The organism is Polaribacter ponticola, from assembly GCF_026191475.2.
Classification (GTDB): domain Bacteria; phylum Bacteroidota; class Bacteroidia; order Flavobacteriales; family Flavobacteriaceae; genus Polaribacter; species Polaribacter ponticola.
On sequence record NZ_JAOSLC020000003.1, the window covers coordinates 1,185,582 to 1,202,742 of the forward strand.

The following is a 17,161-nucleotide window of genomic DNA, read 5'->3' on the forward strand; positions in this document are numbered from 1 at the left end:
TTGTCTTATAATTCTGTCATTGCGAGGTACGAAGCAATCTGTTATTGAATAAGCAGATTACTTCAGTCATACTTCCTTCGTAATGACGTTATTTTTAAATTCCTTTAACGCTTCTATTTTCTTTACTCCAGGTTTGCTTTCAAATTTACTATTTACATCTAGAGCATAAATTGACAAATCAGATTTCATTATTTTTTGCACTTCTTCAACATCATTTAAACCAATTCCTCCGCTTAAAAAGAAAGGTTTATCAAAAGGATATTTTTCTAAAACAGACCAATCGAATTTTGTGCCGTTTCCACCTCTTTCTTTTCCTTTTGTATCAAACAAAAAGAAATCTACAACCTCTAAATACGGTTTTAAAACATCAAAATTAAACTCATCTTTAATGCCGAAAACTTTTATAATTTCAACTTCGCTTTTTGAAATATAATGTTTGTTTTTTTGCTTCTTTATTGTCTTATTTTCTTCAACCTTTAGTTCTCTACTGCTCTCGAAATGACGTTTTAACTCTTGTATATATTCTACAGATTCATCACCATGTAACTGAATTGCATCTAATCTATATTCTTCAACTAAAGAAATTAAAATCTCTACATATTCATTTACAAAAACTCCTGTTTTTTTTATTGAATTTGAAAATTCTGGAATAATTCCTTCAAAATTTCTTTTTGATTTTTCATAGAAAATAAACCCTAAATAATCAGGTTGCAATTCAGCAACTTGTAGAATATTTTCTGTAAATTTCATTCCGCAAACTTTCAGTTTCATAGTATTATCTTTTTATCTCTTCGAGTGATTTTCTACTTTAAGGGGAAATTGTATCGAGAAACTATAATGTTCTTGTTACAAATTGTTCGTTCTTCAAAATTCTCTCGAACTTACATAACTTTATCTTATTTGACTTATGAATTCTTGACAAGCTTCACCTGGGTTTTCAGTTTTCATAAAATTCTCTCCAATTAGAAAACCTTGAAAACCAAATTCTTTTAATCCTGTTATAATTTTAGGATCAGAAATTCCACTTTCTGAAACTTTTAAACAAGTATCAGGAATTTGACCAGCTAATTTAATAGAATGCTCTAAATCAACCTCAAAAGTTTTTAAATTACGATTGTTGATTCCGATGATTTTATTATCTAAATCATTAATCTTATCTAAATCTTCTTGCGTATGCACTTCATATAAAACCTCTAAACCTAAATCTGTTGCTAAGTTTCCGTAGTTTTTGATTTCTGTAGCAGTTAAACAAGAAGCAATTAATAAAATTACATCTGCTCCAATTGCTTTTGCTTCAACAATCTGAAATCCATCAACAATAAAATCTTTTCTTAAAATTGGTTTTTGTTGATTGATAATTCTCGCTTCCATTAAATCTGCCATCGTACCGCCAAAGAAAGAAGTATCTGTTAAAATAGATTGTGCAGCAACATTAGCGTCTAAATAACCATTAGTTACATCAGCAATTGTTGCTTTGTCATTAATAATTCCTTTTGATGGAGATTGACGTTTATATTCTGCAATAATTCCTGTAGAACCAACTTCTAACAAAGATTTTTTTAAAGAAAAAATTTCTCTGCCAAAACTTGGACTTTTTACTAAATTCTGAACAGGAACTTCTGCTTTTATCTTTGCAATTTCCTTCTTTTTAAATGCGATTATTTTATCTAAAATTGTCATTTCTTATTTCTTCTGTCATTGCGAGGCACGAAGCAATCTGTTTTTCGATTTGTAGATTACTTCAATCGTTCCTCATTCGTAATGACGTTTTAATTATTTATTTAATTTTCTATTTCTCTGTTTTAAGAAAACGTAAACTATGATTCCAACAATAAAACCAACAATTGTATGTTTAAACAACTCTTTTGTTTGAATACCAACTGCCATTCCCATCAATAGAAAAGCTGGAATAATCAAAATTATGTTTTTCTTCTTTTTTGCCATTTTATTTTTTTGTCATTGCGAGGAACGAAGCAATCTCTTTTTTAATTTGCTAATTTAATCATCTCGATACAAATTTGTTCATTCTTCTCAAAATTCACTTGATGTGACATTACATTATTCTCATTATGTCAGTTCGAGTAAAATTTCTTTTTCAGAAATTTTGTATCGAGAACTTTTTATTTTAAAGACTCACTAGTTTCTCTAATGTTTGTTTAGCTTTTAATCCAAATAACGAATCTTTAGCTTCTGCAAAAGCAGTTTCGAAAGATTTAGTTTCATCAACAATTGTTAAAGCAAAAGCAGCATTGGTTAACACTACATTATTTTGTGCATCTGTTCCTTTTCCTTCTAAAATAGATTTAAAAATCTTTGCAGCATCTGCAACTGATCTTCCTCCAAAAATTTCTGATTGTTGAATTCTTTTCTGACCTAAATCTTCCGGATTTATAATTTGTTCTCCGTTTTTAGTAAAGAATTTAAATCCGCTTGTTAATGAGATTTCATCATAACCATCTAATGCATGTATAATTCCGTAATTGATATCTTCTTCTTGTAAAATGTAATTATACAAACGTGCAATTTCTAAATTAAAAGTACCTAACATGTGGTTTTTTGGCGAACTAGGATTTACCAAAGGCCCTAACATATTAAAAAATGTTTTTAAAGCCAAAGCTTTTCTTGTTGGTCCAACCGCTTTCATTGCTGGATGAAATTTTGGCGCATGTAAAAAACAAATATTTGCTTTTTCTAAATGTTCTTTTAAAACAGTTTCATCATTGGTAAAATTGTACCCAAAACTTTCTAACATATCAGATGAACCCGATTGAGAAGACACCGAATAATTACCGTGTTTTGCTACTTTTTGACCTGTTCCTGCAACAATAAATGATGTTAAGGTTGATATGTTGAATGTATCTTTTCCGTCTCCACCAGTTCCTACAATATCTATGGTGTTATAATCTGATAAATCTACTTTAATTGATAGTTCTTTTAAAGCATCTCTAAAACCTGCAAGTTCATCTGTTGTAATAGGGCGCATCATAAAAACAGTCATAAACGACGCTAAATGTGCATCATTGTATTTTTCTGCAGCAATATCTTTTAAGATTTGTTTTGCTTCAGATTTAGACAGTCTCTCGTGATTATATAATTTGTTTAAAATTGCTTTCATTTTATGCTGAATTTATTTCAGTATCTATGTTTGTCTGTTCGAGCGCAGTCGAGAACTTATTATTTACTATTTGCGTTGATAAAATTAGTCACCAATTGCTCACCAACATCTGTTAAAATAGATTCTGGATGAAATTGAACTGCTGAAATATTAAAACGCTTGTGTTCTATTGCTTGGATTAGCCCATCTTCATCTCTTGCTGTAACTACTAATTCTGATGGAAAATCGATGTCTGTTGCTGCCCAAGAATGGTAACGTGCAGCTAAAAATGTTTCCGGAACATCTTTAAAAATTTCTGCTTCATCGTTTACAACTCTCATTTCTGTAGCAACTCCATGAAAAACTTCTTCTAAATTTATAATTGTTCCTCCAAAAACTTCTGTAATTGCTTGTAAACCTAAACAAACTCCGAAAATTGGTTTGATACCTGCATAGGTTTTAATTACTTCTTTTAAGATTCCTGCTTCATCCGGAATTCCTGGTCCTGGTGATAACATAATCATATCGTAGTTTCCTACATCTGCAATACTGATTTCGTCATTTCTAAAAACTGCAAGGAATTTTCCTGTAATTTTTTCTACCATGTGCACCAAGTTGTAGGTAAACGAATCGTAATTATCTAAAATTAATATTTTCATATTTTTCTAATTGTCATTGCGAAGAAAGTTTTTTACTTTCTGTGGCAATCTGTTTATTGATTAAGAAATTACTTAGTCGTTTCAACCTCGTAATGGCTTAAAACTCACTTTTGCGTTAGGGATTGAAATGGCATCCTTTTTTCTTTTTCGGAAAAAAGATATAGTGGAAAGCCCGCTCGAACGCCCTAAATATTCTCTGCTAAAAACAACGCTTTTTTTAACGCTGCTAACTTATTATTTACTTCTTGTAATTCTTTTTCTTCATCAGAATGAATTACAATTCCTGCTCCTGCTTGATAATACAAAACGTTGTTTTTACTCACAAAACTACGAATTGCAATTGCTAAATTTACAGATCCATCCAAACCAATAATACCAACTGCTCCTCCATAAAACCCTCTAGATTGATTTTCATATTTGTCAATCAATTGCATTGCTTTGTATTTAGGCGCTCCACTTAACGTTCCTGCAGGAAAAGTATCTCCAACAATTTCTATTGGATTCCCTTTTAACTGACCAGAAACTGTTGAAACTAAATGAATCACATGACTGAAGTATTGTACTTCTTTAAAAACCTCAACCTCAACATTATTGGCGTGTTTACTTAAATCGTTTCGCGCTAAATCTACCAACATTACATGTTCTGCAGTTTCTTTTTTATCTGCTGATAATTTTTTTCCTAATAAAATATCTTTTGCCATATCGCCAGTTCTTCTAAATGTACCAGCAATTGGATTTATAGTTGCTTTACCAGCAGAAATTTTAATTTGTGCTTCTGGTGAAGACCCCATTAATTTAAAAGATCCATAATCGAAATAAAATAAATAAGGTGATGGATTTATAGATCGTAACGCTCTGTACACATTAAACTCGTCTCCTTTAAATTTCTGTTGAAATTGGCGAGACAATACCAATTGAAAAACATCTCCTCTTTTACAATGTGATTTTGCTTTCTTTACATATTCTATAAATTCTTCGCCTTTTACATTGGAAGTTTCATCGCCAACAATATCAAATTTTTGTGTATTAAAAGTTTGAGCATCTATTATTGTCTGAATTTCTTTGATACGAGATTCTGTTCCTTCTTCAATATTTTCTATTAAGGTCATTTCATCATTAAAATGATTGATAGCGATAATAAAACGATAGAAACTGTATTGCATTAATGGAATTGCAGAAGGAGCTTCTTTTACTTTTAAGTCGATATTTTCGAAATACTGAACAGAATCATACGTTGTATAACCATACAAACCATTAAATGATTTTAATTCTGAAGGACAATCTAAAGCTATTGTTTGACTATAATTTTCAAAAATTGAATTAAAACTTCTGCCAATTTTCTTTTTCTCTAATTCAATTCCTTTATGAGAAAAGCTTAAGTGATGATTTTCTGCTTTAATAGAAATAACAGGATCAATTGCTATAAACGTAAAACTTTCATCTTTACTGTGATAATCTGAACTTTCTAAAAGTAATGTATTTGCGTATTTATCTCTAAAACGTAAGTACAAACCTACCGGAGTAATTGTGTCTGCAATTGTAGTTTTAGAAATTGTTTTAAAGTTTATTTTTTTCATTATTCTATTATGTCATTGCGAAGCAAATTTTCTTTTGCTCTGGCAATCTGTTTGTTGATAAAGAGATTACTTCTTCGTAAACTCATCGTAATGACGCTTTGTAAAAAGCAAAAAGGCTTATCGTGAGATAAGCCTTTTTTAATATATTATATACATATAGGTTTTTTCTCACTTATTAGATAAGAGAGTTCCACCACCAAGTATTGTTTGTATTGTGTTTCATAATTGAGTTACAAATGTAGAAAGGGTTTTTAATTTGAACAAATTTTATTGTGTTTTTTTTCAGTAGGTTAGTTTTTTTTAAGTAAAAAATAAATCAATCGTTTTCGTACTTTCATTTTAAAACTAGAAAATCTCTAAAATCTACAAATTAAAACTAATTACTTAGTTTCTGTTTAAATAATAAATAAAAACTGTTTTATTTGTATTTCCAAACAGATGTTTGATTTGAATTTACTGAATTAATGAATGCACCAATAATTTATAATTTAAATTGTTGGTGTTTTTTCTCTTTTTTTGTTGAATCAATAATTAGACTTCAATATTTTATTAATATAATAAGTAATATTTAAAATCACAAAAAAGAAATTTTAGTCCCACTATTTCTACATATATTTGTTTTTTAAAGAATTTATAAAATGATAATTAATAATAACAATCGTAATTTCAATAATCCTAATTGTTAGGGTAAGAAGGTTGTTGTTTAAAATGTATACATAAAGCCTTCCGAATTCGGAAGGCTTTTTTTAAACCTAAAATTAAAGTAATGAGTAAAATAATGACGGTAGACATTCTGTCTAGTATTAAAGGAGCAAAACCATCAGATTCGGTTAACAAATTATTCGATGTAATAAAGAATGCAAATTCAGCTAATAATAACTCTTTTAATATAAATCATAATAATGCTGTTTCTTTAAATGAATTAAGAGAAGACATTGCTATAGATAGTTCTAAAGCAGAAAAAGAAATTATTATTGAAAATTTCCCAAGAGAAAAAGATGGATATTTAGTAGTTGCTAAAGTGATAGAAGAATAATATGGAATCGCAAATACATAAAATTCATCAACAATTGATGAACAAAGAAATTTCATGTACAAAATTAGTGCAAGAAAGGTTAGATTTATTAAAATCGAATACACACAATACGGTCAATTCACTTTTAGACACTTTGGCGTTAGGTTTAGCGGCAAAAGTAGATGCTAAAATTGCAAATGGACAAGAAATTGGCTTGTTAGAAGGAATACCGTTCGGAATTAAAGATGTGTACATGGTTCAAGGAACGTATACAACAGCAAGTTCAGATTTGTTGAAGAAATATAAATCGCCTTATACGGCAACAGCTATTCAGAAATTATTAGATGCAGGTGCAATACCGTTAGTAAAAGAAAATTGCGATTCTTTTGGACATGGTTCATCATCAGAAAATACCATTTTTGGAGCTGTTAAAAATGCAATAAATCCAGATTTAGTTTCTGGAGGTTCTAGTGGTGGTTCTGCGGTAAATGTAGCAAAAGACTTTACTGTATTTTCGATTGGTGGAGATACTGGTGGTTCTGTTCGTCAACCAGCAGGATATAATAAAATCTACGGATTAAAACCAACATACGGAAGAATTTCTCGTTTTGGTTTAATGGCATATACTTCTTCTACAGATTGTGTTGGCCCAATAACAAAATCTATAGAAGATATTAGGATTATTTTAAATGTAATGAGTGGTAAGGATATTAAAGATCAAACTACTTATCAATCTAAAACAATATCAGAACAAAATATTTTAAATGCTGATGGAATTAAAACCGTTGGATATTTTAAAAATTTCATTGAAACGGATGCAATTGATGTAAAAGTAAAAGCAGATTTTTTATCAGCAATTGAAAAAATAAAAGCCAAAGGAATTGAAGTTAAAGAGTTAGATTTCTTTGAATCGGATACCTTAGTTTCTACCTATTATACATTGGCAATGGCAGAAACGGCATCTAACTTATCTAGATTAGATGGTACCAATTACGGAAACAGAATAGAAGGTGCTAATTTAAAAGATACGTATTCTATAACAAGATCAGATAATTTCTCTGAAGAAACAAAACGTAGAATTGTTGGTGGTAATCAAGTATTATCTCAAGGTTTTTCTGATGAAATCTATTTAAAAGGATTGAATTTAAGAGATCAGATTTCTGAAAATTTTGAAAAAGATTTTAAAGAAGTCGATGTTATTTTATCACCAGTTACACCAAATTCACCACCAAAAATTGGCGATAGTTTAAAAGATCCATTAGCTATGTATTTGTCTGATGCGTATACGGTTGGGTTTAGTTTAGGACAATTACCAACGTTAACAGTGCCACAAGGAACAGAAACTGGTTTACAAATTACAGCCGCAAAAAATAACGAAGAACTTGTATTGAAGTTTGCTAACTTCTTAAAACACACAATATAATGGAACTAGATCAATTAAATAAATTGCTAAAAGCAAACGATTTAGAGTTAGTAATTGGGTTAGAAACTCACGTTCGATTAAACACAAAATCTAAGTTATTCTGTTCTTGTGCAAATCAAGAAATAGAGCAACCTAACCAGAATATTTGCTCTGTATGTACTGGACAAATGGGTGTTTTACCTTCAATAAATAAAGAAGCAATAACAAAAGCTATATATTTTGGTAAGGCAGTAAAATCTACTTTTAAAAACGAAGTAATTTCTTGGGATCGTAAACATTATGAATATCCTGATAATCCGAAGAATATTCAAATTACACAGTTTCATAATCCTGTAATTCCTGATGGGCAAGTTTCTTGCTTTAGAAATGATGGAAGTCAATTTACAGTGAATTTAACCCAAGTTCATATTGAGGAAGATGCTGCAAAATTGATGCACGAAAAGAAAGTTTCTTTAGTAGATTTTAACAAAGCAGGTGTTCCGTTAATTGAAATAGTTACAGAACCTTGTATTCGAAATATAGAAGATGCTTCTATCTATGCGCAATACATTCAAAGAATTGTTCAGAATTTAAAAATATCTGAAGCTAATTTAGAAAAAGGGGAATTTAAAAGTGATGTTTCTGTATCACTTAGAAAAAAGCACACTTATGGATTAAATCCAAGAACAGAAATCAAAAATTTAAATTCGTTTAAGTTTATGGTTGATGCTTTAAAGGAAGAAATCGAAAAACAATTAAATTATTACATAGAAAATAAAGCTTTTAGACCAGACCAAACTACGGTTTTATGGGATGCTGATTTAAAGCAAACCAAAACAATGCGTAAAAAGGAATTTGAAGCAGATTATCGTTTTATTTCTGAGCCAGATTTACCTTTTGTAAGCATAAAAAATGTTGTAGAAAGTATTGATGTTGATATTAGTTCTTTACCTTTTGCTGTAGAATCTATTTTAATAAAAGGAAAAGTTTTACCACAAGATGCTAAGTTTTTTACAGCAAACTCACTTCGTTCTGAAACTTTTGTTGCCATTAATAATGTTTTAAAAGACCCTTCTTTTGTTGCAAAAACTTTGGTAAATAATATTGGAGCAGATGAATATACAGATATTCATGATGTTAATCATTTAATAGAAATTTTTCAGTTGTTTAAAGCTGAAAAAATTACTGCTGTTTTAGTACAGAATGCAATTATTCGCTACTTAAAAGACAGAAAGTTTGATTACAATAAGTATTTTGAAGAAAATACCATTTCTGAGGAAAAAATTAAATTGGCAGTCATAAAGGTAATTACAGAAAACGAAGTTATTGCAAATGATATTAAAAATGGAAACCAAGGTAAAGCTGGTATTCTTGTAGGTAAAGTAATAGGAATTATTGGAAAAGGTGCATCTGGAAAAGTAATTCGTCAGGAAATCTTATCTTCTCTTTCTGGGGATGAAACAAGATCCAAGATTCAAGAATCAAGAAATCAGACAGATTTATCAAAAGACCCAAAGTCCAAAAATAAAAATGTAGAAGAAGAATTACAACAAGTTCCAATCATCATAAAAGAAGAGTATAGAACTCACAAAATATCAGATTTATCAGAAAAATCAATCAAAGAAGAAGTAACTTTATCTGGTTGGGTTTCTAGTGTAAGAGATCATGGAGAGTTAATTTTTATTGATTTACGTGATTCTAGCAATCAAATTTTTCAAGTTCGTTTAAGTAGAGAAACGTTTCCTAATTTAGATGAATTGGTAAAATTAAAACCAGAAACTGTAATTATGGTGACTGGTATTGTGGTTCAAAGAAATGAAGATGATTATAATGCTGGTTTAAGAACTGGAAAATTAGAATTAGAAACTGCAGCATTAGAAATTTTAAATCTATCTAAAACATTGCCTTTTGAAATAAAAAGAGCAATGAAAACAAACGAAACTACTCGTTTTCAATACAAGTTTTTAGATCATAGAAATGACGAAGTTCGCAAGGCAATTGTAAATCGTCATAAAGTAATAAAGTTATTACGTGATATTTTAGACGAAGAAGAATTTTTAGAAATAGAAACTCCGATTTTAACTGCAGGAACTGATGAAGGTGCAAGAGAATTTATTGTACCAACCAGAAAACAAGCAGGCTCTTTTTACACCTTACCACAAGCACCTCAACAATTTAAGCAGATGCTAATGGTTGGTGGATTTGAGAAGTATTTCCAAATTGCTCGTTGTTTTAGAGATGAAGATTCTAGAGGTGATAGACAACCAGAATTTACACAATTAGATATTGAAATGGCATATGCAAGTATGCAGCAGATTATCGATTTAAACACCAAAATGTTTAATGAAATTGTACTAAAAATTTATGGTAAAAAATGGATTTTACATCCTTTTGAAGTCATCACTTATAAAAACGCGATGGATAAATACGGTTGTGACAGACCAGATTTACGTTATGGCTTACAAATGCAAGACATTACAGAAATTGTAAGAGAAACTACTTTTCAAGTTTTCAGCAAACCAATTGATGATGGTGGAATTGTAAAATGTATTAAAGTTTCTGCAGAAGAACAAGGAAACAAACGTATGTCTAAAGGCCAGATTGAAAACTTAACTGCAATTGCACAACAAAACGGTTTAGGTGGTTTGGCATATATCATCGTAAATGAAAATGATTTACAATCACCAATTATTAAGTTTTTAGGTGAAAAAATTGCAGCAAATATTATAAAAGCAACAGATGCTAAAATTGGTGATATTGTATTTTTCTCTGCTGCAGATTATGCAACTGCAAATAAAGCTTTAGATGCTGTGCGTCAAGAAATGGGACGTATTTTAAAGCTGATAAATCCGAAGGAATTAAGACCTGCTTGGGTTGTAGATTTCCCAATGTTTGAAAAAACAGATGAAGGCAGATGGACCTTTACACACAATCCTTTTTCTATGCCAGCAATCTACGATTTAGAAAAGCACATGACAGGTGAAGGAGAAGAGATAGGAACCATTATTGCACAGCAATACGATTTAATCTTAAACGGTTATGAAATTGGCGGAGGTTCTGTTCGTGCTCATAAAGCAGAAATCTTAGAAGCAACCTATAAAAATATGGGTTATAATAAAGAAGAGATGATGAAAAGTGTGGGAACCATGTATAAAGCTTTCCAATACGGAGCGCCACCTCATGGAGGAATTGCCTGGGGAGTTGATCGTTTAATGATGATTTTAGAAAAGAAAGCATCCATTAGAGAAGTAATGGCATTTCCTAAAACAGGTTCATCAGAAGATTTATTATTCAATGCTCCTTCTATTTTATCTGATAAAAAAGTAGAAGAAATGAATGTGAAAATTATGAGAAAGTAATTTTTCTTTCAATTTTTTAAAAACATAAAAATCTCGCAAATGCGAGATTTTTTGTTTTATATTAGCTTAAAATCCCTATAAACACTATAAATGACAGATAGGTGACACTTAAATGACATGTAAAAAACCAAGAGTTGTGCATACATTTGTATCATCAAAACAGCTAAAATGAAACAGCAAACTATTAAAGAAAATTTATTGTATCAACGAAAGTTAAAAGGGTTTACTCAAGATCAACTTTCAGAAAAAACTACTGTGGGTGTTCGAACAATTCAAAGGATAGAAAAAGGTGTTGTTCAACCTCATTTACAAACTGTAAAACTACTTGCTGCTGGTTTAAATATAGAAGTCGAAGACTTAATAGTTATAGACAACCCAAATGAAGAAAAGATTGATAGAAAATGGATGCTTATACTCCACTCTATACCTTTTTTAGGTTTAATTATTCCTTTTGGAAATATTATTTTTCCAGTTTTTCTCTGGATTCAAAAATCTAAAGACAATAAAACTTACGACAAACACGGTAAAGCTATCATAAATTTCCATTTATCAATCAATATCTATTTTATTCTCTCATTATTACTATTCTTTCCGTTTCCTGGATTTAATTTCTTTTTAACAGGTGCAATTTTTCTATTTGGTATAATAACTACCATTATAAATATTATGTCTGCTACAAATACATCACAATACAAATACCCTCTTTCCATTTCCTTTTTAAAGTAGAAACAAACACCTTAAAAGATACCCTTTATTAATATGAACTAAAATAATTAGTTCTAATAACACCTGCATCAAAATGAAAGCAATAATAAAAAAACATCCAATTTTAACGAAATACATTTTCAGTATTTTAATACTATTCATAGCTCTTTTTATTTCTGGCTTACTAAATAAAGGTGTTATAAAACAATACTTCCCATATTCATCTGCAATCTGTCTTTTAATAGCTACTTGGGTTTTATTAAAATCTGACAATAAAAAGCTGAGTAGTTTTGGAATAGATTTTAAGACTAAGAACTTAAAATTCTTTCCTTTAGGAATTTTAATCGGAGCCCTAGTATTTTTATTTGCTAAATATTTAAGAGCACTTTGTTTTGGAGAAACTTTGAGTTTAAGCACAACCTTTAACTATAAAAACATTTTAAATGGTTTTTACATAATGTTACCAATGGTTGCTGTAGAAGAATTTCTTTTTAGAGGATACTTATTTAAGAAAACTATAGAAGTAAGTTCCATTCTAAAAGCTAATATTGTGTTTTCTATCCTATTTATGCTAGTTCATGTTTTTGATAGCGGAGTAATTAATAGCGTTCCAATGATTATTTTTACCGTAATTACAATTCCAGTAGGCCATTTACTGTTTGCAACCTCTTTTTTAAAATCTAAATCGTTATATCTACCTATTGGTATTCACTTAGGTAATAATTGGGGAACAAACCATTTAGTTCATAAATTAAATGATGGAAATAGCTTCTTTTATATTACAAATTCGGCTCGTTTTGATACTTGGCTTTCTTTTATCGTATTCATTTTACTATGGAATATATTTTATCTTTTAATAACATATATTATATGGAAATGGAAAGGATTTAACTATAATTAAACAAAATCCAAAATAGAAATATAACTTCTAAAGAGTTTTAATTAATTACAAACTTCAATTCTATATTAAAATTCTTAAAATCAAAAATAAAATCAATTTTAGACGATTTAAGACACTTTTTTGTTTTTAACAAATGTTGATAATTTTAAAAGTTAATCGCTAAAAAAGGCTCAAATAAAATGATAAATTCGTAAATTTGAGATTAAGAACCTCATTTTATCAAGATGAGTTTCATCAACCTTAAAATAAATAATTCACTTTTATAATGAGCGAAGAAAAAAACATAATTACTCTGCCGATAGTATTCAGGCATTAGAAGGAATGGAGCACGTAAGAATGCGTCCTTCAATGTATATTGGAGATGTTGGTATACGTGGTTTACACCATTTAGTTTACGAAGTTGTAGATAACTCAATTGATGAAGCAATGGGTGGTTATTGTGACACAATTGATGTAACAATAAACGAAGATAACTCAATAACAACCAAAGATAACGGACGTGGGATTCCTGTAGGAATCCATAAAAAAGAAGGCGTTTCTGCATTACAAGTTGTAATGACCAAAATTGGTGCTGGTGGTAAATTTGATAAAGATTCTTATAAAGTTTCTGGTGGTTTACACGGTGTTGGTGTCTCTTGTGTGAATGCATTATCTGAACATTTAACAGCAACAGTTCATAAAGAAGGGAAGGTTTGGCAACAAGAATATTCTAAAGGAAAAACTTTATACCCAGTAAAAACTATTGGAGATACAGATTTTACAGGAACGATTGTTACTTTCTTACCAGATACTTCAATTTTTCAGCAATCTACTGTTTATAATTACGAAACGTTAGCAACTCGTATGCGAGAGTTAGCATATTTGAATAAAGGAATTACAATTACTTTAACTGATAAAAGAAACACAGATGATGAAGGAAACTTTATTTCTGAAACGTTTCACTCTAAAGAAGGATTACCAGAATTTATCAAATATTTAGATTCTACTCGTGAGCAACTAACAGCTACCGTAATTTCTATGGAAGGTGAGAAAAATGGAATTCCTGTTGAAGTTGCCATGGTGTATAATACGTCGTATTCAGAAAATTTACACTCGTATGTAAACAATATTAATACACACGAAGGAGGAACACACTTATCTGGTTTTAGAAGAGGTTTAACTCATACATTAAAAAAGTATGCAGACGAATCTGGTTTATTAAAAAATGTAAAATTCGAAATTGCAGGTGATGATTTCCGTGAAGGATTAACAGCCATCGTTTCAGTAAAAGTTGCAGAACCACAATTTGAAGGACAAACAAAAACCAAATTAGGAAACAGAGAAGTATCTTCTGCAGTTTCTCAAGCAGTTTCAGAAATGTTAACTGACTATTTAGAGGAAAATCCTAATGATGCAAAAACGATTGTTCAGAAAGTAATTTTAGCAGCAACTGCTAGACACGCAGCACGTAAAGCCAGAGAAATGGTACAACGTAAAACTGTGATGAGTATTGGAGGTTTACCTGGTAAATTATCTGACTGTTCAGAAACTGATCCTGCTCAATGTGAAATTTTCTTAGTTGAGGGAGATTCGGCAGGCGGAACAGCAAAACAAGGTAGAGACAGAAACTTTCAAGCAATTCTTCCACTACGTGGGAAAATTTTAAATGTTGAAAAAGCAATGCAACATAAGGTTTTTGAAAACGAAGAAATCAAAAACATGTTTACCGCTTTAGGAGTTTCTATTGGAACTGAAGAAGATCCAAGAGCTTTAAACTTATCAAAAATAAGATACCATAAAGTAGTTATTATGTGTGATGCCGATGTAGATGGATCGCATATTGCTACCTTAATATTAACATTCTTCTTTAGATATATGAGAGAAATGGTTGAGCAAGGTTATATTTACATTGCTACTCCTCCATTATATTTAGTAAAGAAAGGACAAAAAAGAGAATACGCTTGGGATGACAATCAACGTGATTTAATTGCTCAAAAATTAGGTGGCTCTGTAAATATCCAAAGATATAAAGGTCTTGGAGAGATGAATGCAGAACAACTTTGGGACACTACTATGAATCCTGAATTTAGAACTTTACGTCAAGTTGTTATAGACAACGCCACTGAGGCAGATAGAGTTTTCTCTATGTTAATGGGAGACGAAGTTCCACCACGTAGAGACTTTATAGAAAGAAATGCAAAATACGCTAATATAGACGCGTAATAAGCTAATTTTCATACAGATTACACACACTTCTTTATAAGGAGTGTGTTTTTTTTATATATTAGCTTATAATACCAAACTTAACTTTACACAAGTATTAACCTAAATCAACTACAAAATGAAAAAGTTTATTTTAATTTTTATTAGCGTATTTGCCCTATCATTTAACACAAAAGCCCAGGATGGCTTCGAAAACATTTTATTGGCACCTTCTTCTGATTCTAACAAATTAATGCAAGCATATTTTGCTCCTGCAATGGAAGGATTTATATACTCAATGAATAACAGTTGGTATCATACAGCAAAAGTTCATAAAAAATTTGGTTTCGATCTTTCCATAGGATTAAGTGCTTCAATGGTACCAAGTGAAAAAGAAATGTTTAGTATTTCTGCTTTAGGCTTATCTAGTGCTTTAAGTACAAATGCTACTGAAGGCTCAACTTTTGCAGGACCAGATACACCAACAACATTTACCGTTTCTAAAACAGTAACAATTAACGATCCAACTTCTCCTGCTAACGGGCAATCGAGAACAGTAACTGCTAATTTTGAGACACCAGGTGGTGTTACTGGAGACCTTCCATTAAATGCTGTTCCAGCACCTGTTGCTCAATTTAATTTAGGTTTACCATTTAAAATGGAAGCTATGGTACGTTTTTTTCCTGAAACAGATTTAGGAGACGATGGTGGCTCTGCTAAAATGCTTGGTCTTGGACTAAAGAAAGAAATTACAAGTTGGTTTGGCCCCTTAGATAAACTACCACTACATGTTTCTTTATTAGCAGCTTATACTTCTATGGATGTAAATTATGCTTTTGCTGATGTAAATTCTGGAAATTTCCAAATGGCAAATGCTGCAGCAGTTTTTGAGTTACGTTCTTATACAGCACAAGCAATAGCTTCTCTTAACTTTCCTTTTATAAATGTTTATGGAGGTCTTGGTTATAGTAGCGGTACATCTAAATTTAAAATGACCGGTAGTTATGAAGGTCAATTTACATATTCTGAAGGAGGATTAACATACACATACGAAGAGTCATTAACCCCACCAAATATGGAGTTTGATGCTAGTGGTTTTTCTACTACTGTTGGAGCAAGAATAAGCTTAGGCTTTTTCAAAATATTTGGTAGCTACACATTGCAAGAATACAATACTATTTCTGCAGGTATCGCAATTAGTATTAGGTAACTAATACTAAAATAGAACAAAAAAAGACATCTAGTTTAGATGTCTTTTTTTTGTTTTTAAAGAGTTAAATCTTAGCTTATTTTTGTATTTTTGCTCCACTTTAAATTAACACAATTAAAAATATATTATATGAAAGTTACAGTTGTAGGAGCAGGTGCAGTAGGTGCAAGTTGTGCAGAATACATAGCAATTAAAGACTTCGCATCAGAAGTTGTTATTCTAGACATTAAAGAAGGTTTTGCAGAAGGTAAAGCAATGGATTTAATGCAAACAGCATCATTAAATGGTTTTGACACTAAAATTACTGGTAGCACAAACGATTATTCTAAAACTGCTGGTTCTGATGTATGTGTAATTACTTCTGGGATTCCTCGTAAACCAGGAATGACTCGCGAAGAGTTAATTGGTATAAATGCTGGTATTGTAAAAATGGTTTCTGCTAACTTAATAGAGCATTCTCCAAATACTATTATCATTGTTGTTTCTAATCCTATGGACACAATGACATATTTAGTTCATAAAACAACAAATTTACCAAAAAATAGAATTATTGGAATGGGTGGAGCATTAGATTCTGCACGTTTTAAATATAGATTAGCTGAAGCTTTAGGTGCACCTATTTCTGATGTTGATGGAATGGTAATTGGTGGTCATTCTGATAAAGGAATGGTACCTTTAATTGGTAAAGCAGTAAGAAATAGTGTTGTTGTTTCAGAATTTTTATCTGAAGAACGCATGGAGCAAGTAGTACAAGATACTAAAGTTGGTGGAGCTACACTTACAGGTTTATTAGGTACATCAGCTTGGTATGCACCAGGTGCAGCAGTTTCTGCAATGGTACAGGCAATTGCTTGTGATACTAAAAAAATATTCCCATGTTCTGCTTTATTAGATGGTGAATTTGGTTTAAACGATTTATCAATTGGTGTACCTTGTGTATTAGGTGCTAACGGAATTGAAAAAATAGTTGAAATCAGTTTAACTGATGCTGAAAAAGCAAAATTATCTGAATCTGCTGTTGGTGTTAAAGCTACTAACGGTTTATTAGAGTTATAATA

At 30.6% G+C, this 17,161-nt stretch carries 14 protein-coding genes; 8 read left to right on the top strand and 6 right to left on the bottom strand.

What is annotated here, in order from left to right; genetic code table 11:
* Positions 1-66 precede the first annotated feature (66 nt).
* The 6 genes from N5A56_RS10465 to N5A56_RS10490 form a co-directional block, all read right to left on the bottom strand.
* Complete coding sequence (locus N5A56_RS10465) at positions 67-771, bottom strand: phosphoribosylanthranilate isomerase (RefSeq protein WP_265725408.1); 705 nt, start codon at positions 769-771, stop codon at positions 67-69.
* Positions 772-891: 120 nt separating this feature from the next.
* Positions 892-1,680 (bottom strand): indole-3-glycerol phosphate synthase TrpC, encoded by a 789-nt coding sequence (gene trpC, locus N5A56_RS10470; protein WP_265725409.1) that lies wholly within the window; start codon positions 1,678-1,680, stop codon positions 892-894.
* A 93-nt stretch (positions 1,681-1,773) separates the two neighbouring features.
* Positions 1,774-1,944, bottom strand: coding sequence for a hypothetical protein (locus N5A56_RS10475; RefSeq protein WP_265725410.1), 171 nt, complete (start codon positions 1,942-1,944; stop codon positions 1,774-1,776).
* A 181-nt stretch (positions 1,945-2,125) separates the two neighbouring features.
* A complete protein-coding gene (trpD, locus tag N5A56_RS10480; RefSeq protein ID WP_265725411.1) occupies positions 2,126-3,115 on the bottom strand; it encodes an anthranilate phosphoribosyltransferase in 990 nt (329 codons plus the stop codon).
* A 59-nt stretch (positions 3,116-3,174) separates the two neighbouring features.
* Positions 3,175-3,753: an anthranilate synthase component II gene (locus N5A56_RS10485; RefSeq protein WP_265725412.1), complete on the bottom strand. Its 579-nt coding sequence runs from the start codon at positions 3,751-3,753 to the stop codon at positions 3,175-3,177.
* A gap of 185 nt (positions 3,754-3,938) precedes the next feature.
* Positions 3,939-5,330, bottom strand: coding sequence for an anthranilate synthase component I family protein (locus N5A56_RS10490; RefSeq protein WP_274270386.1), 1,392 nt, complete (start codon positions 5,328-5,330; stop codon positions 3,939-3,941).
* A 766-nt stretch (positions 5,331-6,096) separates the two neighbouring features.
* Between N5A56_RS10490 and N5A56_RS10495 the strand changes: the two genes are divergently transcribed.
* The 8 genes from N5A56_RS10495 (at position 6,097) to N5A56_RS10530 (ending at position 17,159) form a co-directional block, all read left to right on the top strand.
* Positions 6,097-6,366, top strand: coding sequence for an Asp-tRNA(Asn)/Glu-tRNA(Gln) amidotransferase subunit GatC (locus tag N5A56_RS10495; protein ID WP_265725413.1), 270 nt, complete (start codon positions 6,097-6,099; stop codon positions 6,364-6,366).
* Position 6,367: 1 nt separating this feature from the next.
* A complete protein-coding gene (locus N5A56_RS10500; protein WP_265725414.1) occupies positions 6,368-7,768 on the top strand; it encodes an amidase family protein in 1,401 nt (466 codons plus the stop codon).
* The gene (gatB/aspS, locus tag N5A56_RS10505) at positions 7,768-11,106 is read left to right on the top strand and encodes a bifunctional amidotransferase subunit GatB/aspartate--tRNA ligase AspS (RefSeq protein WP_265725415.1); all 3,339 of its coding nucleotides are present in this window, start codon (positions 7,768-7,770) and stop codon (positions 11,104-11,106) included. The genes N5A56_RS10500 and gatB/aspS overlap by 1 nt, the downstream gene beginning before the upstream one ends.
* A gap of 168 nt (positions 11,107-11,274) precedes the next feature.
* Positions 11,275-11,832 (top strand): helix-turn-helix domain-containing protein, encoded by a 558-nt coding sequence (locus N5A56_RS10510; protein WP_265725416.1) that lies wholly within the window; start codon positions 11,275-11,277, stop codon positions 11,830-11,832.
* A gap of 73 nt (positions 11,833-11,905) precedes the next feature.
* A complete protein-coding gene (locus tag N5A56_RS10515; protein ID WP_265725417.1) occupies positions 11,906-12,712 on the top strand; it encodes a CPBP family intramembrane glutamic endopeptidase in 807 nt (268 codons plus the stop codon).
* A 252-nt stretch (positions 12,713-12,964) separates the two neighbouring features.
* Positions 12,965-14,914 (top strand): DNA topoisomerase (ATP-hydrolyzing) subunit B, encoded by a 1,950-nt coding sequence (gene gyrB / locus N5A56_RS10520; protein ID WP_265726132.1) that lies wholly within the window; start codon positions 12,965-12,967, stop codon positions 14,912-14,914.
* Positions 14,915-15,032: 118 nt separating this feature from the next.
* On the top strand, positions 15,033-16,103 hold the full coding sequence (locus N5A56_RS10525) for a DUF6588 family protein (RefSeq protein ID WP_265725418.1): 1,071 nt from the start codon (positions 15,033-15,035) through the stop codon (positions 16,101-16,103).
* A 129-nt stretch (positions 16,104-16,232) separates the two neighbouring features.
* Entirely contained in the window at positions 16,233-17,159 is a 927-nt protein-coding gene (locus tag N5A56_RS10530) for a malate dehydrogenase (protein ID WP_265725419.1), read from the top strand.
* The last annotated feature ends 2 nt before the right edge of the window (positions 17,160-17,161 follow it).

Excerpts from the sequence above, each read along its gene's own strand:
- N5A56_RS10465 (WP_265725408.1), bottom strand. The coding sequence starts at position 771 with ATGAAACTGAAAGTTTGCGGAATGAAATTTACAGAAAATATTCTACAA.
- trpC (WP_265725409.1), bottom strand. The coding sequence starts at position 1,680 with ATGACAATTTTAGATAAAATAATCGCATTTAAAAAGAAGGAAATTGCA.
- N5A56_RS10475 (WP_265725410.1), bottom strand. The coding sequence starts at position 1,944 with ATGGCAAAAAAGAAGAAAAACATAATTTTGATTATTCCAGCTTTTCTA.
- trpD (WP_265725411.1), bottom strand. The coding sequence starts at position 3,115 with ATGAAAGCAATTTTAAACAAATTATATAATCACGAGAGACTGTCTAAA.
- N5A56_RS10485 (WP_265725412.1), bottom strand. The coding sequence starts at position 3,753 with ATGAAAATATTAATTTTAGATAATTACGATTCGTTTACCTACAACTTG.
- N5A56_RS10490 (WP_274270386.1), bottom strand. The coding sequence starts at position 5,330 with ATGAAAAAAATAAACTTTAAAACAATTTCTAAAACTACAATTGCAGAC.
- N5A56_RS10495 (WP_265725413.1), top strand. The coding sequence starts at position 6,097 with ATGAGTAAAATAATGACGGTAGACATTCTGTCTAGTATTAAAGGAGCA.
- N5A56_RS10500 (WP_265725414.1), top strand. The coding sequence starts at position 6,368 with ATGGAATCGCAAATACATAAAATTCATCAACAATTGATGAACAAAGAA.
- gatB/aspS (WP_265725415.1), top strand. The coding sequence starts at position 7,768 with ATGGAACTAGATCAATTAAATAAATTGCTAAAAGCAAACGATTTAGAG.
- N5A56_RS10510 (WP_265725416.1), top strand. The coding sequence starts at position 11,275 with ATGAAACAGCAAACTATTAAAGAAAATTTATTGTATCAACGAAAGTTA.
- N5A56_RS10515 (WP_265725417.1), top strand. The coding sequence starts at position 11,906 with ATGAAAGCAATAATAAAAAAACATCCAATTTTAACGAAATACATTTTC.
- N5A56_RS10525 (WP_265725418.1), top strand. The coding sequence starts at position 15,033 with ATGAAAAAGTTTATTTTAATTTTTATTAGCGTATTTGCCCTATCATTT.
- N5A56_RS10530 (WP_265725419.1), top strand. The coding sequence starts at position 16,233 with ATGAAAGTTACAGTTGTAGGAGCAGGTGCAGTAGGTGCAAGTTGTGCA.